General features: G+C 73.7%; 19 protein-coding genes. 7 read left to right on the top strand and 12 right to left on the bottom strand.

Features of this window, described 5'->3' with window-relative positions:
• Positions 1 to 27: 27 nt before the first annotated feature.
• From ABZ714_RS31135 to ABZ714_RS31110, 6 genes are all read right to left on the bottom strand, one after another.
• Positions 28 to 975 (bottom strand): M56 family metallopeptidase, encoded by a 948-nt coding sequence (locus tag ABZ714_RS31135; protein ID WP_358828696.1) that lies wholly within the window; start codon positions 973 to 975, stop codon positions 28 to 30.
• Positions 976 to 983: 8 nt separating this feature from the next.
• Positions 984 to 1367 (bottom strand): BlaI/MecI/CopY family transcriptional regulator, encoded by a 384-nt coding sequence (locus ABZ714_RS31130; protein WP_358828695.1) that lies wholly within the window; start codon positions 1365 to 1367, stop codon positions 984 to 986.
• 78 nt (positions 1368 to 1445) lie between these two features.
• Positions 1446 to 2360, bottom strand: coding sequence for a hypothetical protein (locus tag ABZ714_RS31125; protein ID WP_358828694.1), 915 nt, complete (start codon positions 2358 to 2360; stop codon positions 1446 to 1448).
• A gap of 2 nt (positions 2361 to 2362) precedes the next feature.
• The gene (locus tag ABZ714_RS31120) at positions 2363 to 4123 is read right to left on the bottom strand and encodes a sulfite reductase subunit alpha (RefSeq protein WP_358828693.1); all 1761 of its coding nucleotides are present in this window, start codon (positions 4121 to 4123) and stop codon (positions 2363 to 2365) included.
• The gene (locus ABZ714_RS31115; protein WP_358828692.1) at positions 4120 to 9654 is read right to left on the bottom strand and encodes a glutamate synthase-related protein; all 5535 of its coding nucleotides are present in this window, start codon (positions 9652 to 9654) and stop codon (positions 4120 to 4122) included. The genes ABZ714_RS31120 and ABZ714_RS31115 overlap by 4 nt, the downstream gene beginning before the upstream one ends.
• A gap of 674 nt (positions 9655 to 10328) precedes the next feature.
• Positions 10329 to 11090: a TioE family transcriptional regulator gene (locus tag ABZ714_RS31110; protein WP_358828691.1), complete on the bottom strand. Its 762-nt coding sequence runs from the start codon at positions 11088 to 11090 to the stop codon at positions 10329 to 10331.
• Positions 11091 to 11158: 68 nt separating this feature from the next.
• Here ABZ714_RS31110 and ABZ714_RS31105 point away from each other — a divergent pair, with 68 nt between their 5' ends.
• A complete protein-coding gene (locus tag ABZ714_RS31105) occupies positions 11159 to 12370 on the top strand; it encodes an erythromycin esterase family protein (RefSeq protein ID WP_358828690.1) in 1212 nt (403 codons plus the stop codon).
• 73 nt (positions 12371 to 12443) lie between these two features.
• Positions 12444 to 12695 carry a hypothetical protein gene (locus ABZ714_RS31100; protein ID WP_358828689.1) on the top strand — a complete coding sequence of 84 codons (252 nt, stop codon included), beginning with the start codon at positions 12444 to 12446 and terminating at the stop codon, positions 12693 to 12695.
• A gap of 106 nt (positions 12696 to 12801) precedes the next feature.
• On the opposite strand, the gene ABZ714_RS31095 is transcribed toward ABZ714_RS31100, so the two are convergent.
• Entirely contained in the window at positions 12802 to 13629 is an 828-nt protein-coding gene (locus ABZ714_RS31095) for an MOSC N-terminal beta barrel domain-containing protein (protein WP_358828688.1), read from the bottom strand.
• 287 nt (positions 13630 to 13916) lie between these two features.
• On the opposite strand from ABZ714_RS31095, the gene ABZ714_RS31090 reads away from it, so the two are divergent.
• Together ABZ714_RS31090 and ABZ714_RS31085 are read left to right on the top strand one after the other, a co-directional pair.
• Positions 13917 to 14666, top strand: a complete 750-nt coding sequence (locus tag ABZ714_RS31090; RefSeq protein ID WP_358828687.1) for a trypsin-like serine protease — start codon at positions 13917 to 13919, stop codon at positions 14664 to 14666.
• 165 nt (positions 14667 to 14831) lie between these two features.
• Positions 14832 to 15161 (top strand): hypothetical protein, encoded by a 330-nt coding sequence (locus ABZ714_RS31085; RefSeq protein ID WP_358828686.1) that lies wholly within the window; start codon positions 14832 to 14834, stop codon positions 15159 to 15161.
• A gap of 3 nt (positions 15162 to 15164) precedes the next feature.
• Here ABZ714_RS31085 and ABZ714_RS31080 read toward each other — a convergent pair whose 3' ends face one another.
• The 3 genes from ABZ714_RS31080 to ABZ714_RS31070 all read right to left on the bottom strand — a co-directional run bounded on the left by ABZ714_RS31080 (position 15165) and on the right by ABZ714_RS31070 (position 17704).
• Complete coding sequence (locus ABZ714_RS31080; protein WP_358828685.1) at positions 15165 to 16103, bottom strand: terpene synthase family protein; 939 nt, start codon at positions 16101 to 16103, stop codon at positions 15165 to 15167.
• Positions 16104 to 16122: 19 nt separating this feature from the next.
• Entirely contained in the window at positions 16123 to 16743 is a 621-nt protein-coding gene (locus ABZ714_RS31075; protein ID WP_358828712.1) for a restriction endonuclease, read from the bottom strand.
• A 373-nt stretch (positions 16744 to 17116) separates the two neighbouring features.
• Positions 17117 to 17704 carry a TetR/AcrR family transcriptional regulator gene (locus tag ABZ714_RS31070; protein ID WP_358828684.1) on the bottom strand — a complete coding sequence of 196 codons (588 nt, stop codon included), beginning with the start codon at positions 17702 to 17704 and terminating at the stop codon, positions 17117 to 17119.
• 192 nt (positions 17705 to 17896) lie between these two features.
• Here ABZ714_RS31070 and ABZ714_RS31065 point away from each other — a divergent pair, with 192 nt between their 5' ends.
• Positions 17897 to 18439, top strand: a complete 543-nt coding sequence (locus ABZ714_RS31065) for a cupin domain-containing protein (protein WP_358828683.1) — start codon at positions 17897 to 17899, stop codon at positions 18437 to 18439.
• Positions 18440 to 18448: 9 nt separating this feature from the next.
• On the opposite strand, the gene ABZ714_RS31060 is transcribed toward ABZ714_RS31065, so the two are convergent.
• Both ABZ714_RS31060 and ABZ714_RS31055 read right to left on the bottom strand, forming a co-directional pair.
• Complete coding sequence (locus ABZ714_RS31060; RefSeq protein WP_358828682.1) at positions 18449 to 18793, bottom strand: hypothetical protein; 345 nt, start codon at positions 18791 to 18793, stop codon at positions 18449 to 18451.
• Between the two features lie 113 nt (positions 18794 to 18906).
• The gene (locus ABZ714_RS31055; protein WP_358828681.1) at positions 18907 to 19581 is read right to left on the bottom strand and encodes a hypothetical protein; all 675 of its coding nucleotides are present in this window, start codon (positions 19579 to 19581) and stop codon (positions 18907 to 18909) included.
• A gap of 83 nt (positions 19582 to 19664) precedes the next feature.
• Between ABZ714_RS31055 and ABZ714_RS31050 the strand changes: the two genes are divergently transcribed.
• Entirely contained in the window at positions 19665 to 20105 is a 441-nt protein-coding gene (locus ABZ714_RS31050; protein ID WP_358828680.1) for an Lrp/AsnC family transcriptional regulator, read from the top strand.
• 192 nt (positions 20106 to 20297) lie between these two features.
• Positions 20298 to 20879: a snapalysin family zinc-dependent metalloprotease gene (locus ABZ714_RS31045; protein ID WP_358828679.1), complete on the top strand. Its 582-nt coding sequence runs from the start codon at positions 20298 to 20300 to the stop codon at positions 20877 to 20879.
• The last annotated feature ends 108 nt before the right edge of the window (positions 20880 to 20987 follow it).

Genomic DNA, 20987 nt, shown 5'->3' with positions numbered 1-20987 from the left:
GTCGCGCGGCCCACTAATGACGCCCCGTCACATCGGCGTGGCCGCGCGGAGGATGAGGAAGAGTGTGACGGCCGAGTTCGCCGAGGAGAACGCCGAGGCGGTGGTGCCCACGGCAGCGGCCCAGGCCGCCAGGCCCACGGTGGTGAAGACCGAGGGCCAGACGGCCCCGGCCGGGGCGGGTGCCAGCAGCGCCGCGACCCGGCGCGGTACCGGGCCCGCGACCGCGAAACCGGCGAACCCGGCGCCGCCGGGGAATCCGGCGGACCCGGCGGCGGGCGCCAGCAGCGCCGACCGGCCGATCGCCAGCGCCACCGTGCGGCGGCTGCCGACGGCGGTGGCGGCCTCCTCGTCGGCCCATCGCTCGGTGGTGTAGGTGACGGCGGTCAGCAGGGGCCGCAGAAACGGGTTGGCGCGGGCCGCGAGCTGGACGGTCAGGACGAACCGGTGGTGACGGCAGGCCAGATGGGCCCGCTCGTGGGCGAACAGGGCCCGCCGCTCGGCCGGTTCGAGCCCGTCCAGCAGCGCCGTGCTGACCACGATCCGGCCCCGGCCGCCGGGCAGGGCGAAGGCGTACGGTACGGGGTCGGCGACCACCGCGACCGGGGTCGGGGGCAGGCCCCTCAGGGCCCGCTCGGCCCGGCGGCGGACCCGTACGTGCCGCCGGGCGGTGGCCGCGCAGACGGCGACCACGGCGATCAGGGCGGGGATGGCCGCCTTCCCCGCGACCTCGTCATAGGGCACGGCGGCCCGTACCTCCGGGTCGGACCACCCGTCGGGCAGGGGGTTCCCGGGGAGCTGGGCCGTACCGACGACCATCAGCAGCGCCAGACAGAGCGTGCTGCAGAGCGCGAGCACCCCGGCGACGCCCGACAGCAGCCGGGTCGCCGTCCTGGGGTGCAGCCGCTGTTCGGCGAGCCGGGCGACCGGCCAGGCCGTCAGCGGCAGCACCAGTGGCAGGAAAACGAAGATCCCCATGACCTTCTCTACTCCTCGGCGTCCCCGGCCCGTTCCAACAGCGCCCGCAGCAGCCGCTCGTCGCCGGGTTCCAGGCCGGTGACGAACCGGGCCAGTACGGCCTCCCGGTCGCTCTCGCCGTCCAGGACCCGCCGCATCCGCAGCGCCGCGAGCCCGGCCTCGTCGGCGGCGGGTGTCCAGCGGAAGGAGCGGCCCGACTTCTCCCGGGTCACCGCGCCCTTGGCCAGCAGCCGGGTGAGGATCGTGATCACGGTGGTGTACGCCAGGGCTCCCCCGAGCCGTTCCTGCACCCATGCGGTGCTCGCCGGGCCCGGCGCCTCCCGCAACGCCCCCAGCACCTCGGCCTCCAGCTCCCCCTGCCCCCGCCGCCGCGGCCGTCCCTCGTCGTTCACCCCGTCTCCCTCCGCGCCGTCACCCGCGTCCGGCGGGCCCGCCCATGGTAAGGGCTGCCCCGGGTCCGCGTCGGTCCGTCAGGCGTCCGGCAGGGACGCCGCCAGATGTTCCCACTCCTCGTGGACCCGCTGCCCGACCAGGCCGAACTGGGTGAGGACGGCGACGCACCGGCCGTCCGCGTCGTCCAGTTCGACGGCCGAGGTCGGTCCGTGGGCCGCCCGGGAGCGGACCAGGCGGCAGGCCCGTACCCGGGGCAGGTCGATCTCGACGGCGCTCTCCCCGATCGCCGCGAAGAGCCGTCCGCCCATGGTCCGGTCGGTGACCTGGATCCGTCCGGCGTACGCCTGTACGGCCGCGGAGCGGGCGAAGACGGCGACCCCGACGGGCAGTCCGGCGGAGCAGAGGTGGTCCAGTACGGCGGGCAGTACCGCCGGGCCGACCGGCCGGTGTTCCCCCCGGTAGCGGTCGAACGCGCGGCGCCGGGCGAGCCCGCCGTCCACCAGGATCGCGTCCAGCTGGGCGAGCTGGTCGCCGTCCTCCCAGGGCGGCGAGACCGCCGCCGGGGGCGGCCCGCCGGGCGGCCCGGGGTCGGCCACCGGGGTCAGCCCGGCGAGCAGCCGGTCCCCCTCGGAGAGCAGTTGGCCCCGGTGCGCGATCCGGCCCTCGGTGTCGTGGAGCAGCAGGGAGACGGTTTTGCCGGCCTCGTCCCGGACGACCCCGGCGGAGGCGATGCCGTCCCCGTCGACCCGGAGGGTGATGGAGCCGGGCCGGACGGCGAAGGCTTCGCCGCGCAGACTCGGGACCGCGTAGTCGCCCGCCTGTTCGATCCGGGCGACGGGCCCGCCGGTGACCGCGTGCACGTACTGAAAGAGCGTCAGACAGCGGACGAAATCCGGTGTCCTCGGGTCGACCCGGCGTACGGAGTCGCCGCAGTGGGCGTCGAACGCGCACAGGGCGCGGGCGGGGGACGGTTCGGGCCGCTGGTCCATCATGCTCAGTACACATCCCGTACGTAGCGCTTGGCCCGGCGCAGCTCCGCCAGATAGTCGGCGGCGTCGTCGGCGCCCCGGGCGCGCTGCCCGGCGATCACGTCCAGCAGGGCCGCCTCGACGTCCTTCGCCATCCGGGACGCGTCTCCGCAGACGTAGAGGTACGCGCCGTCCTCCAGCCAGCCGTACAGCTCGCGGGCGGATTCCCGCATCCGGGTCTGGACGTAGATCTTCTCGGTCTGGTCGCGGGAGAAGGCGAGGTCGAGCCGGGTGAGCACGCCCCGGTCGCGGAGTTCGGCGAGTTCGTCCTCGTAGACGAAGTCGGTGGCGCGGTGCTGGTCGCCGAAGAAGAGCCAGTTGCGGCCGCCCGCGCCACTGGCGGCGCGTTCGTGCAGAAAGCCCCGGAACGGCGCGATCCCGGTCCCCGGGCCGATCATGATCATCGGGGTGTCGTGGTCGGCGGGCACGCCGAAGGAGGCGTTGGGCTGGAGGTAGACACCGGCGTCGGCGCCGTCGGCGAGCCGGTCGGCGAGGTAGGTGGACGCGACGCCGGTGTGGCGGCGGCCCGGGCAGTCGTACCGGACGGAGGCGACCGTGAGGTGGATCCGGCCGGGGTGGGCGAGCGGGCTGGAGGAGATGGAGTACTGCCGGGCCTGGAGCGGCCGGAGCAGCGGCAGGAGCTCGGCGGCGCCGGGCGCGGCGGATCCGGCGTCCCGCAGCAGTTCGAGTACGTCGCGGGTGGCGAGCCAGTCGTCGACGGCGGCCCGGTCGCCGCGGGCGAGTACGGCGGCGAGTTCCCCGTCCGGGGCGCGTTCGGCGAGGTCGGCGAGGAGTTCCTTCGAGGGGGTGCGGATCTCGCGGCCGGTGCGCAGGGCCTCGGCGAGCGGCGGTCCGCCGGTCTCCTCGTCGCCGGTGGCGCCGAGGTGGTCGAGGAGCGCGCCGACGAGCGCTTCGTCGTTGACGGGGACGACGGCGAGCGCGTCCCCGGCCCGGTAGTCGATGCCGCTGTCGCCGAGGTCGAACTCGTAGTGGCGGATCTCCTTGGCGCTGCCGGGGGCCGACAGCAGCCGGTTGACCAGCAGCCGGGACCGGTACGGGTTCCGCTTGTTCCAGGGAGAGCGGGTGGCGGGGGTCGCCGGGCCGGTCGCGGCGGCGCCCGCCGGCGCGGCGCCCGCGGTGGCGCCGGTCTCCTCGGCGAGCCGGTCCAGTACGGCGGTGGTCCAGGCGGCGGCGGGCTCCTCGTACTCGACGTCGCAGTCGACCCGGTCGTGGATCCGGGTGGCGCCGAGTTCCGCCAGCCGGGCGTCGATGAGCTTCGCGGCGTGGCAGAAGTCGTCGTAGCCCCGGTCGCCGAGGCCGAGGACGGCGTAGCGCAGTCCCTCCAGGCGGGGCGCCCCTTCGGCCCGGAGGGCGTCCCAGAAGAGTCCGGCGTTGTCGGGCATCTCGCCTTCGCCGTAGGTGGAGACGACGACGAGGAGATGGGAGAGGGCGGCGAGCCGTTCGGGTGTGACGGCGTCGAGGGCGGTGGCGTCGGCGCCGAGGCCGCGAGCGCGGGCCCCGGCGACGGCCTCCCCGGCGAGGAGTTCGGCGGTGCCGGTCTGGGTGCCGAAGAGGACGTCGACGGTGGCGGCGGGCGGTTCGCCCGCGTCGTCCCGGCGTCCGGCGGCGGAGATCCCGGCGATGAATCCGGCGAGCCAGGCCTCCTGTTCGGCGGAGAACGGGGCGTCGGCGGGGATGAGGGAGCCGGTCGGGGCAAGGAGGGTCACGCGGTCACCGCCTCGGTCGCGGTCCGCGGGGTCAGACGTCCGGCGAGGTCGTCCATGGCCGCGGTGGCGAGCAGTTCGTCGAACCGGGCGGCACGCGCGCGCCCGGCGTTCTTGGTGTTCTGGTGGATGATCCAGCCGTAGGTGCCGGGGGCGTCCATGCTGGCGTTGTTCCGCTGTCGCAGGGCCCGCTTGTAGTCGTCGAGGCGCTTGATGGCGATCAGGGTGGCGAGTTCGTCGTCGGCGAACCGTTCCAGGGTGCCCCGGAGGTAGCTGACGACGCGCCGCCGGACGGCGAAGTCCTCGGTGAGGACGAGGTTGCGGACGGTGGCGGTGATCTTCGGGTCGTTCGGTCCGGTGGCGCCGGGGACCCGTTCGCGGGCGACGTCCTGGGCGACGCCGAGTACGGCGTACGACGACAGCAGGGAGAACATGTCGTCGCCGTCGCGGTCGCCGAGCGCCGGGGCCCGGCCGCCGAGTACGGTCCTGCGGTCGCGGTAGTCGAGCTTGAAGGCGCGGAGCTTGTCGGTGGCGATCGACCCGGCGAGTTCGTCCAGCAGTTCGTTACGGGTCGCGGCGGCCAGGATCTCGGTGGCGTCCTGGTAGAGCAGCAGGGCGCGGGGCATCCCGCAGTAGACGTATCGCCGCTCGTCGGCCCAGTTCTCCAGCAGCCGGGCGGCCAGCGGGGAGCCGGTGGCCTCCAGATGCCAGCGGAGCAGGAGCCGTACGGCCTCCTCGTGGAAGGCGCCGTGCTCGGTGTCGGTGACGGGGAAGACCAGCAGGGAGTCGGCGCTGACCCGGTCGGCCAGTTCGCCGGCCGGGTCGTACTGGTAGAGGAATCCGCCGCTCATGCCGTTGCCGAGGCCCTTGCCGAAGCCGCCGAGGTTGAGTACGGCGCCGCCGGTCATGTATTCGCAGCCGAAGTCGCCGAGGCCCTCGACGACGGCGGTCGCGCCGGAGTTGCGGACCGCGAACCGGTCCCCGGCCTCCCCTTCGACGAAGGTCCGGCCGCCGGTCGCGCCGAAGAGCGCGAAGTTGCCGATGAGGACGTTGCCGCCGGGTTCCGGGGCGCCGCCGCCGGGGGCGCGGACCACGATCCGGCCGCCGCTCTGGCTCTTGCCGACGCCGTCGTTGGCGGTACCGGTGTGTTCGAGGGTGATGCCGTCGTTGCAGAAGACGCCGTACGACTGGCCCGCGGAGCCGCTGGTACGGATCCGTACGGCGCCGTCGGCGAGGCGGCGCCGCCCCCGGTCGTCGGTCATGACGGCCGGCGCATCGGCGAGTTCGGCGGCGGTCCCGCCGTGGTTGAGCAGCCGCTCGACATCGATACTCAGCTGTCCGCCGACGGACTTGTCGCCGTTGCCGAGCCGGATGCCGGGTACGAGCAGGGCCGGTTCGCGGCGGTCGATCAGGGCGGCCCGGACCAGGTCGATCAGGGCGTCGTCGGTACGGAAGTCGGGCTCCGTGCGCTCCGGGTCCTCGACGGTCCGCCCGGAGACCGCGGCGAGCAGTCCGCGGACGTCGAGCCGTCCGACGCCCGCCGGGTGGTCGAGGAGCTGGAGCAGCTCCGTACGGCCGCGGGCCTCGCGGAGCGACCGGAGCCCGAGCCGGGCGAGTACGCCCCGGACGTCATGGGCGACATTGAGCAGATAGCGGGCCAGCGCGCGCGGGTCGCCCTCGAACGCCTCGGCGTTGGTGGTGAGCCCGGCCGGGCACTTCAGATGGCAGTTCTTCGCCATGACGCAGCCGAGCATCATCAGCGCCGTGGTGCCGAACTCGAAGCTGTCGGCGCCCAGCAGCGCCGAGGTGACGACGTCGCCGCCGGTCTGGTGGGCGCCGGAGCAGCGCAGCACGACCTGGTCCCGCAGCCCGTTGGCGACCAGTGCCTGGTGCACCTCGGCGACACCGATCTCGGCGGACCGTCCGGCGTACTTGAGGCTGGTGACGGCGGCGGCTCCGGTGCCGCCGGTGTTCCCGGCGACATTGATCACATCGGCGCCCGCCTTGGCGACGCCGACCGCGATGGTGCCGATGCCCTCGGAGGAGACCAGCTTCACCACGACCTTGACCCGGGCGGCCTTGCAGTCGTGGATGAGCTGGGCCAGGTCCTCGATCGAGTACGTGTCGTGGTGCGGCGGCGGGGAGACGAGTTCGATCCCGGGAGTGCCGCCCCGGGCCGCCGCGATGTCGACGGTGACCTTGGGCGCGGGGAGCTGGCCGCCCTCGCCGGGCTTGGCGCCCTGGCCGATCTTGATCTCCAGCTCCTGGAGCATCGGGTCGGCGAGATAGCCCGCCCAGATCCCGAACCGGCCGGAGGCGAACTGCTTGATCCGCGAGCCCCGGATGGTGCCGTACCGGGAGTGGTGCTCGCCGCCCTCGCCGCTGTTGGAGAGGGCGCCGACCATATTGGTGCCGTGGGCGACGGCCTCGTGGGCGGCGGCGACGAGCGCGCCGTGGCTCATGGCGCCGGAGGCGAGCGTACGGGTGATCTCGTGCGCGGGCCGGACCTCGGCGAGGGGTACGGCGCCGGGCGCCTCGCGGAGCAGGGCGAGCAGCCGGGCGGCGGCGCCCCGGGCGGTGACGAGGACGCCGTCGTCGGTGGTGGCGGGCAGGGCCTCGGTCTCGCCCGGGTGGGCGGCGGCCAGTCCGGCGGCGAGCGCGGCGTGGTCGGCTGCGGCGTCGGGGCCGGGGTCGGTGAGGCGCAGCCGGACGGTGATCCGGTCGCCGTCGCCGGGGCGGTCGGTACCGGCGACGGTCAGCCCGCGGACCGCGACGCTCGCGTTGCCGGTGGTGGAGAACCGGCCCAGTTCGCGGGCGAACTCCTCCGGGGTGGTGAGCCCGGTGACATCGGCGGGGAGCGCCAGGACGTCCCGGAGCGCGGAGGGGCGCCGGGACCGCTCCTCGTAGGTGGTCCGGACGAAGGCGCGGTAGCCGGGGGTGATTCCGGCGCCGTCGATCTCGGCGTCGCTCAGGGCGTCGTAGCCGGTGTCGCGGTAGGCGGTGTCGCTGATACCGAAGGCGTCGTCGAGCTGGCCGAGGGTGAGCAGCCGCAGCGCTTCCGGGTCGTCGGGGCGGCCGGACTCCGGCCGCTCCCCGGTCATCGCGCCGAAGCCGCGTACGGCGTTGGCGCCGAAGGAGTGCCCCGCCCCGTCGGACCGTTCCTTGAAGAGGCCGAGCAGCGGGATCTGGGACTCGTTCTCGACCGTACGGGCCCGCTGGTGCCACTCGGTGGCGGCGCGGGCGATCCGGGTGAATCCGACCCCGCCGACGGGGGACTCCATCCTCGGGAAGATCCGGGCGAGGTCGTCGTCGTCGGTGTCGAGGTAGTTGGGTTCGAAGAACTCGCCGCCGATATAGCTCTCGACGGTGCAGAGCCCGACCCGGCCCATGGTCTTGGCGAGGGACTTCCCGACCGCCTTGCGGAACCGGTCCACGGCCCGACCCGCCTCCTCGGCGCCGCCGGGGGCCGTGTCCGGGTACTTCTCCCCGGCCCGGAGCCGGGCGCTGAGGCTGTAGACGGCGGAGGCCCCGAAGCCGAGCACGGTGGCGACATGGTGCGAGGAGGGGAGCTGGCCGCTCTCCACGACGATCGAGACGCGCGGGCGCGCTCCGCGTTCGACGAGGCGCTGGTTGACGGCGGCGACGGCGAGGACCGCGGGCAGCGGCGCACGGTCCGACGAGACGGCCCGGTCGGTGAGGAGGGCGATCCCGCCGTCCTCACGGGCGAACCGTTCGACGTCGTCGCAGAGGCGGTCTAGCGCCGTCCGCAGGGCGTCGGCGTTGGCTCCCTCCTCGCCGGGTACGGGCTCGTAGAGCAGGTCGAAGCGGTTCAGCGGCACGATCCGCTGGGCGGTCAGCCGGGCCAGGCCGAGATCGTCGAGCAGGGGCGAGGAGAGGACGAGCTGCCGTCCGCCGGGCCGCCCCGTGCCGTCGGGCCGGGAGCCGAGGGCGACCCGGCTGCTCATCCCGTCGGCCTCGCGGATGCTGTCCAGCGGCGGGTTGGTCACCTGGGCGAAGCGCTGGGAGAAGTACTTCGCCATCCCGCCCTCGGTGTCGCTGAGGGCGTTGATGGCGTTGCCGTACCCCATGGCGGCGATCCGCTCGGCGCCGTGCGCGAGCATCGGGTCGAGCAGGAACCGGAAGCTCTCCTGGTTCAGGGCGTACGCCACATACCGTCCGGCGACCGTCAGATCGCCGTCGTAACCGGTCGCGGCCTCGGTGGAGGCACCGTCGGGTACGGGCAGTTCGTCCAGGTTCACCCGGGCCGCGGCGAGCAGTTCCGTGTACGGGCGCCGGGCGGCCAGCTCGGCCAGTACCTCACGGGTACGGGTCACCCGGCCGGTGCGCTGGTCGAGGACGAGCATGCCACCGGCCTCGATCCGGCCCCGGTGGACCACCTCCTGGTCGGGGAAGGCGACCTGTCCGGCCTCGGAGGAGACCATCAGATAGTCGGCGGTCTCGACGGTACGCAGCGGGCGCAGTCCGAGCCGGTCGAGCCGGGCGCCGATCACCTCGCCGTCGCTGAAGATCATGGCGGCGGGTCCGTCGTTCTTCTCCTCGGAGAGCGAGAAGAACTCCAGCATGTCCCGGACGTCGGAGGGCAGGGACCGGTCGTTCTCCCAGGCGGGTGGCATCAGTGCCACCACGGCTTCGAGGAGGTCGCGCCCGTCGTCGAAGACCCGGCTCCGGAGGGTCTGGTCGAGCCTGCCGGAGTCCGACTGTCCCGGCGGGCGGACGATCTCCCGGCCCCGGGCGCGGGCCAGGGCCTCGTCCGCGAGCCGGTTCTTGCGGTCGGTGTTGAGTTCGCCGTTGTGCGCCAGCAGCCGGAACGGCTGCGCCATCGTCGGATGCGGCTCGGTGTTGGTGGAGAACCGGGTGTGGAAGTAGAGCGACCGGACGGAGTGCCGTGGATCGCGCAGGTCACGGAAGTAGCCGATGACCTCACCGGCGTTCAGCCGTCCCTTGAGTACCTGGGTCCTGGCGCTCAGCGACAGCGGATAGAGCCCGGTGTACGCGTCATCGGTGTACGCGGTGGCCTCGACGGCCAGCAGGGCGCGGTGGGCGGCGGCGTCGATGTCCTCGACGGCGTCGGGCGCCCGGAACACCCACTGCGTGAGGGGAAGCTGGTACGGCTCGGCGGCGGGCGGCGCCACGGAGTGGTCGACCGGGACGTCCCGGACGAGCAGGATCTCCAGCCCCTGCCCGGCGATGCTCCGGCGGACCAGCTCCAGCGCGCCGTCCCGGCGGGCGGCGTCGGCCGGGACGAAGCAGTTCGCGACGCCGAAGCGCCCGGCCCGCAGCTCGTGGCCGGTGAGGGCGGTGAAGAACTCCACCGACAGGTCGACACTCACACCCGCGCCGTCGCCGACGCCCTCGGCGGACTTGCCGCCGCGGTGCGGGATGGCGCGGAGCGCCTCGTCGGCCTTGCGCAGGACGTCATGGCTCGGCGTGCCGTCGAGGCGGGCGAGAAAACCGACGCCGCAGGCGCTGTGTTCACGGGTGGGGTCGTACAGACCGGGGGCGGAGTGCTTCACATGGGTCCCGTCGGCGAGAAATCCGGCAGCGGACGGCCAGGCTGCGTCGGTGGAGCGCTCGCCGCGGGCGGACCGGCGAACCGGCAGCGCCCCGAGGTGGTGCGAGTGTGAACGGCAAGGCTTGCCTAACCGTCCCCGCAAGTGCTGTCCGCCTTCCGAACAGGGGCGGCGCGCTGATGCCTCCGGCGACGGGGGGATCCCCACCGCCTCGGCCCTCCGGGTGAACGCCACGACCCGGGCCGCGCCCGGCGACCTGATGTTGTTCGCGGCCTGCGGACCGTCGCTGGCTTGTCGCGCAGTTCCGCCCCCTATGCCTTCGGCGATGGGGGGACCCCCAGCGCCTCGGCCCTCCACGGCACCGCCCCGAACTACCCGGGCCGCGCCCGGCTACCTGTTGTCGTCGGCGGTCCGCGGCCCGGCTGTGGCTGGTCGCGCGGTTCCCCGCGCCCCTGGTTGCCCTCCTGACCGCCCTTGCGGAGAGGCGGGCCCCATTTTCAGGGACGGCGCCGGGGGAGCTTTTAGGGGCTCGGGGAACTGCGAGACAAGCCACGACGGCGCGCGGTCGCCCGACAACGCGCGCCCGGCAGGGCGGATGGCGCGGCCCCCACCCGGAGGGCCGAGGCGCTGGGGCCCCGGGGCGCGGAACTGCGCGAAAGGCGGGGTCGGGGGCCCGCTCAGGGCCGGTTCGGGGGGCGAGGCGGCTCCGGGGCGCGGCGCCGGAGGTACGCGTCCAGCTCCGCCGCCCCCGCCAGCATCGCCCGCCCCCGCCCCGAGAGCCGGTCCCGCCAGTCGCCGAGCGCGGCCTCCAGCGGTTCCAGTCCCCCGGCCGCCCGGACCTGGTCGAGCAGCGGGGCGATCCGGACCAGGGGGTGGCCGCCCCGCCGGAGCTGGTGGGCGAGCCGGGCGTCCCGTACGGCGGCCGCGTCGTAGATCCGGTATCCGGTCCGCGGATCGCGGGCCGGGCGCACCAGGCCGAACCGTTCCCAGGAGCGCAGCGTCGCGGGCCGCAGCCCGAGCCGGGCGGCCAGCGGCCCGATGAACATCACCTCGGATCCGGACACCCAGGCCGGTCCGGCCGTGGCGGCGGGGCCCAGATCGCGCAGGGCCAGTTCCACGGCCTCCATGGTCCTGCGGTCGTCGAGGAGCTGGGCATGGCTCTCGTCGATCAGCCGCAGCGCCTCCTCGACGGCGTCCGTGTGCACGGCCCGCAGGACCTCGGCGGCCGTCCGGTGGCCGTGGCCGGCGAGCAGGGCCCGGAAGGCGCTCAGCGCCATGGCGTGCAGCGGGGTGTAGCCGCGGTAGCCGTGCGGCGAACGGTCGGCGGGCGGCAGGATGCCCGCCTCCTCGTAGTTCCGGACGGCCTGGGTGGAGAGTCCGTGCGCGCGGGCCAGATCGACCGGCCTCAGCCGTTCATCGCTTTGAAGGTTTCGCCCCATGGGGCCGACGATATCGCGATGGTTTCCGCGAAAGTCTCAACTGATCATTCAACGATACCGTTGAGGCCATGGATATCGACCTCACGGACTCCACGCACGCCGTGGAGGCCGCAGCCGTCATGAGCCTCTTCCCCGCCCGGCCCCGGCTGCTCGCCCTGGGCGAGCCCACTCACGGCGAGGACGCCCTGCTCGACCTCCGGAACGATCTGTTCCGTCAGTTGGTGGAGCAGCAGGGGTACCGGACGATCGCGATCGAGAGCGACTGTCTGAGGGGCCTGGCCGTGGACGCGTACATCACCTCGGGCACGGGCACCCTCGACACCGTCATGGAGCGGGGCTTCAGCCACGGCTTCGGCGGTTCCGCCGCCAACCGTGAGCTGGTGCGCTGGATGCGCGCCTTCAACGACGGCCGGTCCGGCGCCGATCTGCTGCGCTTCGCCGGTTTCGACGGCCCGCTGGAGATCACCGGCGCCGCCTGTCCCCGGGAGTCCCTGCTGGCGCTGCACGGCTGGCTCGCGGCGAGCCTCGATGCGGAGCTGCTGCCCTGCTCGGCGGAGTCCCTGGACCGGCTGCTCGGCACGGACGAGGCATGGGTCCATCCGGCGGCGATGATGGACCCGGCGCACTCGGCGGGCCGGTCGCCGCGGGCGCGGGAACTGCGGCTGATCGCGGACGATCTGGTGGCGCTCCTGTACGAGCGGACCCCGCAGCTGATCGCGGCGGGGTCGCGGGAGGAGTGGGACCGGGCGCGGATGTACGGCCGTACGGCCACCGGACTGCTCCGCTACCACTACTGGATGGCCGAGCCGGGGCCGAGCCGGATGACCCGGCTGCTGGGGCTGCGGGACGCGATGATGGCCGAGAACCTGCTCGCGCTCGCCGAGCGGGGCCCGGCCCTGGTCTTCGCCCACAACGCCCATCTCCAGCGGCGGCTGAGCGGGATGCGGATGGGCGGGGCGCCGCTGGAGTGGTGGAGTGCGGGCGCGCAGGTGAGCTTTCGGCTGGGTGAGGAGTACGGCTTCCTGGCCACGGCGCTCGGCACCCTGTCGCACCACGAGGTGGGGCCCCCGCCGCCGGACACGCTCGAAGGACTGCTGTACGCGCTCCCGGAGGAGAGGCGGGTCGTCGACGCGCGGCGGGTGGCGGGCGCACTCGCCGCGGCGCCGCTGACCACCCGGGTGTCGCCCTGGTTCGGCTACGCCCCGCTGGATCCGTCCCATCTGCCCGCCCAGGACGGGATCGTCTTCCTCAGGGACGTCAGGGACGTCTCCCGGGACTGACGCCGCAGGTCCGGCGGGGGACGGTCAGGCGAGGGGACGGCCCGGCCGGCCGATTCGGAGGGGCGCCGGCCGCATGACATGCGCCGTACCGGGCACCCGGGCCGGGAACGAACCGGCCGACCGGGAAGGCACGAGAACCATGGGCTGGACGAAGGCGAAGCTCAAGCAGGTGATGGGCCGCAAGAAGGAGGCGGACGGTATCGCCCTGCGCGACGACCGGCTCCGCGCGGAGGGCGAACGGCAGAAGCGTTCGGGCCGGGAGGAGGAGGCGGCGCTCCGCCGGGCCGCCCGGGAGTCCGCCCGCCGGCGCGCGGAGGGCCGCTGACCGTACCGGAGCCGTATCGCTCGGCGCGCATCGGTGACCGAGCGGGGACGGGGAGGGGTACCGTACGGCCGTCCCGGCGCGGTCGGCGGGACGCGGCCACGCCCGGCTACAGCTCGGAGTCCCCCCAGGACGCCACGGTGACCTCGTCGCCCACCGAGAGCTTGCCGGTGCCCAGCACCGCGAACTTCGTCCCGAAGGCGACACCGCCGGTGGCCGCCCGCCGGTAGTCGGCGAGGGTACGGAGGGGTTCGGGCCCCGACCGGACGGCGGTCGTCTGCTCGACGGTCGTCACCGCGCAGCGGACGGCGAGCTTGGCATAGGCCAGCTCCGCGGTCCCGATCGTGACCCGGCGGATCCGGTCCTCGGTATGAGGCTCGTCCCAATCCTCCACGACGACATTCGGCCGGAACCGGTCCATGGGCAGCGGCTCGCCGCCCCGTTCGGCCAGCCGCGCGTTCAGCTCCCGCAGGGAAGCCCGGGAGAGCAGATGGACGGCGCAGCTGTCGGCGTAGCCCGAGGTGCCGGGGGTGAGGCCGTCGGTGATCCGGTGGTGTTCCGGCGGTACCCGGACCAGTCTGCCGGGCTCGCCGAGGAACTCCGTCAGCCACCGCGCGGCCTCGTCGCCCTGGTCGATCCCCTGGTACGGGGCTCCGAAGAGGCTGACGTCCCGCCGGGGCCCTGAGGTGTCCACCGCGACGGCGAGGGAATCGGTTCCGGGTCCCCGCAGGAGAAGTCGGCCGCCGCCGTCGACGACCTCGGGGCGGATCAGCGCCAGCCGCGGGGAGCGGCGCTGGCTGCGGAAGCCGCCGCGCTCGTCGGTGACCATGAAACTCCGGTCGTACGCGAGGCCCGCGACCGTCATCTCGGCATCGTCCACCGCGACTCCGGCACACCCCTTGACGGGGTAGTACGACAACTCGACGACCCTGGCCACCCGTCTCCCTCACCGCCGCACCGGCCCGATCCCCACCGAACCTACGGGTGGGCGCGCGGCCCGGGCAAGCGATTCCCGGACAGTGACCGATAACCGGTACCGAGTGCCCGGATATCCGGGCGACCCCGGTGGAAGTCGTTTCGGCCGACCCCTTGTGCGCCGGGCGGGGCGTCTGCCAGATTCTCCGCAGCCCCATATGTCATGGACACCACAAAACCCGAAGTGGTGCCCGTGACGTTCCTGCGCATCCCGGCAGGAATTCACCCCCACACCATGGAGCAGATCCCGTGCGTATCACCAGACTCGTACCCGCCCTCGCGACCGCCGCGCTCTCCGTCGTCGCTCTCGCCCCCACCGCGTCCGCGCAGGCCCCCACGCCCGCACCGGCCGTGGAGAGCGCGCCCCGTGACGTCAGCGGCACCGCGGCCCTGCCCATCATCGGCGGCGGCTACGCGAGCGACGCCCCCTGGGCGGCCCGGCTGTTCTCCAACGGCCGCCAGACCTGCAGCGCCTCGATCATCGCGCCCACCTGGATCCTCACCGCGAAGCACTGCGTCACCGGCGGCGGGCTCTCCTTCCGGATCGGCAGCCTCGACCAGAGCAGCGGCGGCACCGTGGCCAACGCGTCGGCCGTCTACAACCACGCCTCCTCCGACCTGTCCCTGGTCAGGCTCGACCGCTCGGTCGCGGCGAGCTACGCCCGGCTCGGCCAGCCCGGCTCGGTCTACGTCAACCAGAACGTCCAGGTCTACGGCTGGGGCGCCACCTCGCAGTGCGGCTCCGAGGCCAACTGCCAGTCCCGCTATCTGAAGGTCGCCAACGTGACCGTGACCGGCGGCTGCCGCGACGCCTACAACGGCTCCGCCATCTGCGCCCGCCGGGGCGACGGCATCACCGCCGGCGGCGACTCCGGCGGCCCGATGATGGCAGGCGGCATCCAGGTCGGCGTGGCGTCCACCAGCGACCGGCAGACCATGACGGCGTACACCAATGTGACGGCGTACCGGCCCTGGATCCAGTCCATCGCCGGAGTCTGACGGCCCCGCCGCCGGACCGTCCCCACCCCGCCCGCCGTTCCGCGCCCGGCCCGCCCCGGCCGCCGCGGAACGGCGGGCACCGCCCCGGCCACCCGCCAGCGCGCCTGCGGTTCTCGTACTTTCGGCCGGTACGCGGAAGGCCCCCGGCTTCCCAGCCTGAGCGGCATGACGACAGCGCGTCGACAGCCCGGCCCCCCGGCCCGGGCGGCCGACGCCTGGATCGCCGAGACGAGCCCGCCGCGCACCCCGGACGGCGCGTCCCTCCGTACGAGTGTCTTCGGCGGCCGCCCGGACAGCCCGCCCAGAACCGGTGCTCGCGGCACATTCGGCGATACGGCGGTCCGCCTGGCCCGGCACGATCTCCATGCCGACGTCCGCCACCACCCCGGTAGCCGCTACTGGTCGTTGCGGTGGCTGGAGACCGCGGTGTATCTGACGCTCAGCGGCCCGCTCACCGCGTACGGCCTGCGGCGGGTCCGGCGGCGCGCGAGCTGAACGTCACTCCGAAGCGGCGGCGGTGGGGCGTCCGCAGTCGGCCGCGCGCCGGTAGCGGCCGCTCTCACCGGCCCAGCGCCGGTAGCCCCGGACCCAGTTCCTCAGGCTGACGGCCCGCTGGGTGAGTCCGGGGTGCGGCGGGCGATCCGCCAGCCGCTCGAAGTGCCGTACGCGTTCCTCGATCAGGCCCCGCACCTCCTCCGCCGCCCGCTCATGCGGCCGGCCGGTGGTGCGGGCGATGACGAGCACCAGATTGTGCACTTCGCCGCCGTCGGCCTCCTGCCGCCAGGAGACCAGATCGTTGGCCCAGCCGACGATGTCCTCGGCGCATTCGAGCAGCTCCCGGTGCCATGGATGGCCGAACAGCTCGTCCGGCAGGGAGCGCTGTTCGAAATGGTCGGTGATATCCACGGCCTCTCGGCTCGCCGTGGTGATCCTGCGTACGCGGATGTACTCCTCGACCGAGAGGCGGGCCCGGTCCCGGCGTTGCAGGGACTCCGAACCGAGCGTTCGCCAGTACTCGCCCCAGTGGCGGCTGAAGCGCTCGTGGACCGGGTCGGACATCGACCGGGTCGTCCGGCTCCAGAGGTCGTCGAAGGCCAGGACGTGCCGGGGGGCGGAGTCGGGATCAGCGACCGGTCGGCGATCACCGGCGGTGACGGCCGCCAGGCCGGACAGCAACTGCCCGTGGTCGGCGTCGGCCCGGGTGTCCAGATGGTCGTCCAGCAGACAGGCGAAGGCGTGCCAGGTGGCGAGGGAGTCGACGGTCACCGCGGCCGCCCGCGGATTGGCGTAGGCGGCCAGGGCGCCGGACCGCGTCCTCCGGAATCGTTCGGCGGTCCGCTCGTCCGGAACCAGCCCGGCGGCCGTACACCAGTCGAGAGCCCGCCGGTCGGCGGCGGCCGCGAGCCGTTCCGGATACGCGCCGGAGGTCCGGAGCATGACGTCCTTCCCGTCGGTCTCAGGAGAGGGAGGTGGGTTTACGGGGTGGCGGAAGGGCGCGGAGGAGCTCCCACAGGGGGCGGGAGCCCGACGCCCATACCGTGAGCGTCCGGCGGTCCACGACATGGAGCCGCTGCTGCTTCGCGAAGGTGAGGGCCGGGGCCGTGACCCGCCCGTTCGTGACGATGACCGCGATATCGGCGCCGTGTACCTGGCGGGCGGTGCCGTTGAGGACCTGGAGGTCCGGGGTGCCGACCGCGGAACCCGCCGCGCCTTTGCGGCGGTGCTTGCACTGGATCACCCACCGGCGGCCGTAGGGGTCGGTGGCCTTCACATCGGCGCCCAGGTCGCCGCCGCCCCCGACCCGGGTCGCGTCCCGGCAGCCGTCACGGAGCATCAGATCGCGGATCGCGTCCTCGAACCGGGTGTGATGCAGGGCGTCCAGCTGCTCCGGTCCGTAGCGCAGGCCCCGGGCGCGTACCTCCTCCCACTGCGCGCGCCGCCGTCTCCGGGTGAACCACGCCCCGCCCGCCAGAGCGGCGACGAGGGCGAGGGCGAGCGGGATCCACCAGTGGGCCAGCAGCCATTCGACCGCGGACGCCGCCGCGACGGTCGCCGCTATCGCGGCCAGGACGAACATCAGCGCGAGGTCGCCCGACGGCCGGACCCGGACCGGACGGCGGGACCGTCGCCGGGCCCGTGGGCGCCGGGCCGGTGCGGTCCGGCGTCGGCGGGCGCTCACCGGCGGACCTTCGTACGCCGCCGGGGCCACCGCGCCCCGAACCTTCCGGGCGGTACCGCCGCCTCGATGGCCAGCACTCGTCGAACCCCTCCCCCACCGACCGGTCCACAGCACACGGGGCAGCCATCCGGCTACCCGGCTTTCTTGTGTACTGGTACGGCGCAGGCGCCGGGGGCGGATCGCCGTACCATGGCACGAACCCGTCGGACCTGGCCGAATACCGGCACAAGAGGGGCGCAGACATCTCGCGATGAAGCGTCGACGGGTACGGCTAGGACGTCCGCAAACCCGTGAGCAGCAGTTCGATCAACCGTCGCGGGTCGTAGTGGGGATCGGTGTCGCGTCCGACGCAGAGGTTGCCGATACCGCGCATGAGTTCATAGGCCCGGATGCCGGGCCTGATCTCGCCCGCCGCCACGGCCGCGTCGAGGAGCCGGGCGCAGACGGGCGTCAGCCGGTCGATGAAATGGGTGTGCAGGGCGGCGAAACGGTCGCTGTCGGAACCCAGGGCGTCGGCGAGTCCGTGCTTGGTGACCAGGAAGTCGGTGAAGAGCTCGATCCAGGCGCGCAGCGCGTCGAACGGGGAGTCGAGTTCGGCCAGCAGCTTCGGCCCGGCCTCGGCGCAGGCGTCGATCTGGTGGCGGTAGACGGCGGTGACGAGGTCGGCCCGGGTCGGGAAGTGGCGGTAGAGCGTGCCCAGTCCGACCCCGGCCCTGGCCGCGATACGGCGGATCGGGGCATCGACTCCCGAGGTCGAGAACACCTCCGCCGCGGCGTCGAGCAGTGTCTGCTGATTGCGTACCGCGTCGGCCCGTTTGCTGCGGGCGGACGCCCCTTTCCCCGGGTCCGCAGGGGGCACCGAGCTCTCCTTCCGAACGACCGCCGACGAGGCGGACCGGTGCTCCGGCACTCCGGCACTCCGGCGCGCAATCGGAACAACGATCCGCATTCAGCCTAGCCGACGGCCGGCGCTCCGCCGTGACGTCCGGGTGTGCGGCAGAATCCGGAACGGCGTACGGGCCGGACGGCTCCGCGCACCGGAGGAGAACCCGTGATCACAGCGGCTGACTGGATCGAGCGGCTCGGCCTCGAAGAGCATGTCGAGGGCGGGTACTACCGCCGGACGTTCCAGGCCGATCACCGGGAGCCGATCGTCACGGCCGCCGGGGAGCGCCACACCCTGACGTCCATCCACTATCTGCTGACGCGCTGGTCACCCGTCGGCCACTGGCATCGCAACCGGTCCGACATCCTGCACTACCACCACCACGGCGACCCGATCACCTACCACCTGCTCTTCCCGGACGGCGGCTACCGCACCGCCGTTCTAGGCCAGGAGCCCCGTGAGGGGCAGTTGCTCGTGCTGGCCGTTCCCGGCGGGGTGTGGAAGGCGGCTCATCTCACCACCGGTGACCACGCTCTGATCAGTGAAGCGGTCTCACCCGGATTCGACTACGCCGATATGACACTCGCCCGGGCCGGCTATCTGCTGGAGCGCTTCCCGGAGCGGGCGGAGCTGATCCACCGCTACCGCGCGCCCGACCGCGCGACGGGCCCGACCGGCTCTGCGCCTCCGGAGCGACCCGGCGCCTGAGGCCGGGGCTCAGCGGGGCAGCACGACGACCGAGAGGACGACGGTCTGCGCGATGCCCTGGACCGCGAAAGCGATCCGGCGGACGATGCCGGCGTGCCGGACCCGTTCGGGCAGCAGCAGCACGACGAACAGGGCGAGGACGGCGACGACGGCCGGGGTCCACACGACGACGCCGGGAAGCGGGGCGGGGCAGCCTTCCCCGTAGTTGAGGCAGTCGGCGTCGCCCAGATACGTCAGCAGCCAGCCGATTCCGGCGACCGGGACGAAGAGCACGGCACAGACGAGGGACCACAGCCGGATGCGATCGGCGGTCCATTCGGTGGTGTCGGGAGCGTCGGGCGGGCGCGAAGTCATGCCCCGATCCCATCAGCCGCCGCCCGGCCCCGGATCGGGAGCCGTACTCAGCCGGGCGCGGCGGCGTACTCAGAACGGACGCCTCGGGGCCGCCGGGGGCACGGCCGGTCCGGTCAGAGTGCGGGGAGCGGCAGCGCCACCGTGATCGCGTACCCCGCGACCAGTCCGTAGCCGGCCCGGAAGGTCCAGACCCGGGCCCGGTCCGGGATCCTCGGCCCCGCGAAGCCGCCAGCCGCGACCAGTGTCTGCTGCCAGAGCAGGGAGGCGGTGAACACTCCGAGGGTGAAGGCCGCCTTGGCCGCCCCGCTCCGCAGCGCGCCGCCCTGGGCGGTGGTCAGGGCCGCGAAGTAGAGGGCGGTGGTGGGGTTGACGAAGGTGAGGGCGGCGAACCGGACGAAGACCCGGGCGGCGTCCGCCCGGCCACCGGTGTCCGCCGTTCCCGGCCCGCCCGGCACCGTGCCCGGCGGGCCGGGGGCGGGCCGCCGGGAAGCGAGCAGCCCCAGGGCGGCGATGGCCGCCAGCACCAGCGCCGCAGCCAGCCGTACCCATGCCTCAACTCCCGCCAGGGCCGCGGCCACCAGTGGACCCACCGCCGTCGCCAGCGCCGCGTACGCCGCGTCGACCACCGCGACCGCCGCCCCCGCCGCCGCTCCCGCGCGCCGATCGCGCATCGCCTGCTGAAGGACGAGCACCCCCACCGCTCCCAAGGGCACCGCCACCCCGAGCCCCGCCGCCGCCCCGGCCGCCGCCGCCGCCGTCAGATACCGCTCCATCTCCGCCTCCGTCACATCGGTTCGTTCGGAGCGGCAGCCTGCGGGCGGCGCGGTCCCGGGCGTGGCCGATATCCCGTCCCCACTGCGAGAATCGCGGCATGGACGCCCTCGACCGCGAAATCCTCGGTGTACTGCGAACGGATGCGCGGATCTCCTACCGTGATCTCGGCGTACGAGTCGGCCTCAGCGCCAACGCCGCCGCCGACCGGGTCCGGCGCCTGGTCCGGGACGGTGTGATCGCCGGGTTCACGGCGATCGTCGACCCCGCGGCCGAGTCCGGGACCGGGCTCACCGTCTTCATCGATCTGACGCTCCGTATCGGTGTCAACAACGACGCGTTCGAGCAGGCGGTGGTGGGGCTGCCGGGGATCGAGGAGGCCGTGCACATCACGGGCGCGTACGACTATCTCGTCCGCGCGCGGGTGGCGAATCCGGCGGAACTGGACGCGCTGCTGCGCACGATCAAACGGGAGACGGGGGCGGAGCGGACGAGTACCCGGATCGCCCTGCGGTCGGCACGGCGCGGCCGCCACGCCTGAGCCACGCCCCAGGGACCGTCGACCCTCGGACATTCATGACAGGTGCATGGCATAACGCTCGCGCCCGCCCTATGCTCATGGGCGCCCGGAGGGGCGGCAACCAGGCGTCCGGGCAGCCCGGTTCGCGGCCACCCCTCTCCCCGCGTCCCGGTCCCGTCGGGAACCGGGCCGCCCCGAGCGAAGGGACGGCACATGCCGCACTCCAGATGGCTCAAGGCAGTCGGTACCGCGGCAGGGCTCGTTCTGGCCGTCGCGCCCGCGGCGCACGCCGGGGCCGGGCCGACGGCGGCACCGGCGGCGAAGACCGCGGCACCGGTGACGCTCTACTACGACGACAGCCGGGCCGTCGGCTGGGAGTCGGCGGTCGCGGCCGGAGTGGCGATCTGGAACGCCAATGTCGACAACGTCAGACTGGTCGAAGCCGCGCCCGGAGCCAGAGCCGAAATACAGATCATCGCCACCAGCGGGTGGCCGCAGGCCACCCTGGGCCCGGTCCGCCCGGGCGGCAGAAGCCGGGTCGAACTCGGCAGCCAGGCGGTCTCCCTGGGCTATGACAAGATCCGTATCGCCGCTCACGAGATCGGCCACAACCTGGGGCTCCCGGACACCAAGCCGGGCCCCTGCTCCCAGCTGATGTCCGGCTCCAGCCCCGGCACCGGCTGCCGCAACGCCGTTCCGAACGCCACCGAACAGGCCCGCGTCGAGTACGCCTACGCCGGCGGCACCGCATCGCGCTTCCCGGCCTCCGGCCGCGTCGTGGTCGACGCGCCCTGACCCGCCGAACCCGTTAGGGCGTGTCTGACGGATCAGGCTGGATCAGCGAGCGGGGTCTGGTGCCGTGGATCGCAAGGCGGAGGAGGGAGTCCACGCGGTGGGGGTACG

This window comes from Streptomyces sp. NPDC006798, assembly GCF_040635975.1.
Lineage (GTDB): Bacteria > Actinomycetota > Actinomycetes > Streptomycetales > Streptomycetaceae > Streptomyces.
Note: the sequence above shows the minus strand (reverse complement) of the source record. Positions and strands in the feature narration are given on the sequence as shown.

Bases quoted from the DNA above. Each gene is read 5' to 3' on its own strand.
- ABZ714_RS31135 (WP_358828696.1), bottom strand. From the start codon at position 975: ATGGGGATCTTCGTTTTCCTGCCACTGGTGCTGCCGCTGACGGCCTGG.
- ABZ714_RS31125 (WP_358828694.1), bottom strand. From the start codon at position 2,360: ATGATGGACCAGCGGCCCGAACCGTCCCCCGCCCGCGCCCTGTGCGCG.
- ABZ714_RS31110 (WP_358828691.1), bottom strand. From the start codon at position 11,090: ATGGGGCGAAACCTTCAAAGCGATGAACGGCTGAGGCCGGTCGATCTG.
- ABZ714_RS31105 (WP_358828690.1), top strand. From the start codon at position 11,159: ATGGATATCGACCTCACGGACTCCACGCACGCCGTGGAGGCCGCAGCC.
- ABZ714_RS31100 (WP_358828689.1), top strand. From the start codon at position 12,444: ATGACATGCGCCGTACCGGGCACCCGGGCCGGGAACGAACCGGCCGAC.
- ABZ714_RS31085 (WP_358828686.1), top strand. From the start codon at position 14,832: ATGACGACAGCGCGTCGACAGCCCGGCCCCCCGGCCCGGGCGGCCGAC.
- ABZ714_RS31080 (WP_358828685.1), bottom strand. From the start codon at position 16,103: ATGCTCCGGACCTCCGGCGCGTATCCGGAACGGCTCGCGGCCGCCGCC.
- ABZ714_RS31075 (WP_358828712.1), bottom strand. From the start codon at position 16,743: ATGTTCGTCCTGGCCGCGATAGCGGCGACCGTCGCGGCGGCGTCCGCG.
- ABZ714_RS31060 (WP_358828682.1), bottom strand. From the start codon at position 18,793: ATGACTTCGCGCCCGCCCGACGCTCCCGACACCACCGAATGGACCGCC.
- ABZ714_RS31050 (WP_358828680.1), top strand. From the start codon at position 19,665: ATGGACGCCCTCGACCGCGAAATCCTCGGTGTACTGCGAACGGATGCG.
- ABZ714_RS31045 (WP_358828679.1), top strand. From the start codon at position 20,298: ATGCCGCACTCCAGATGGCTCAAGGCAGTCGGTACCGCGGCAGGGCTC.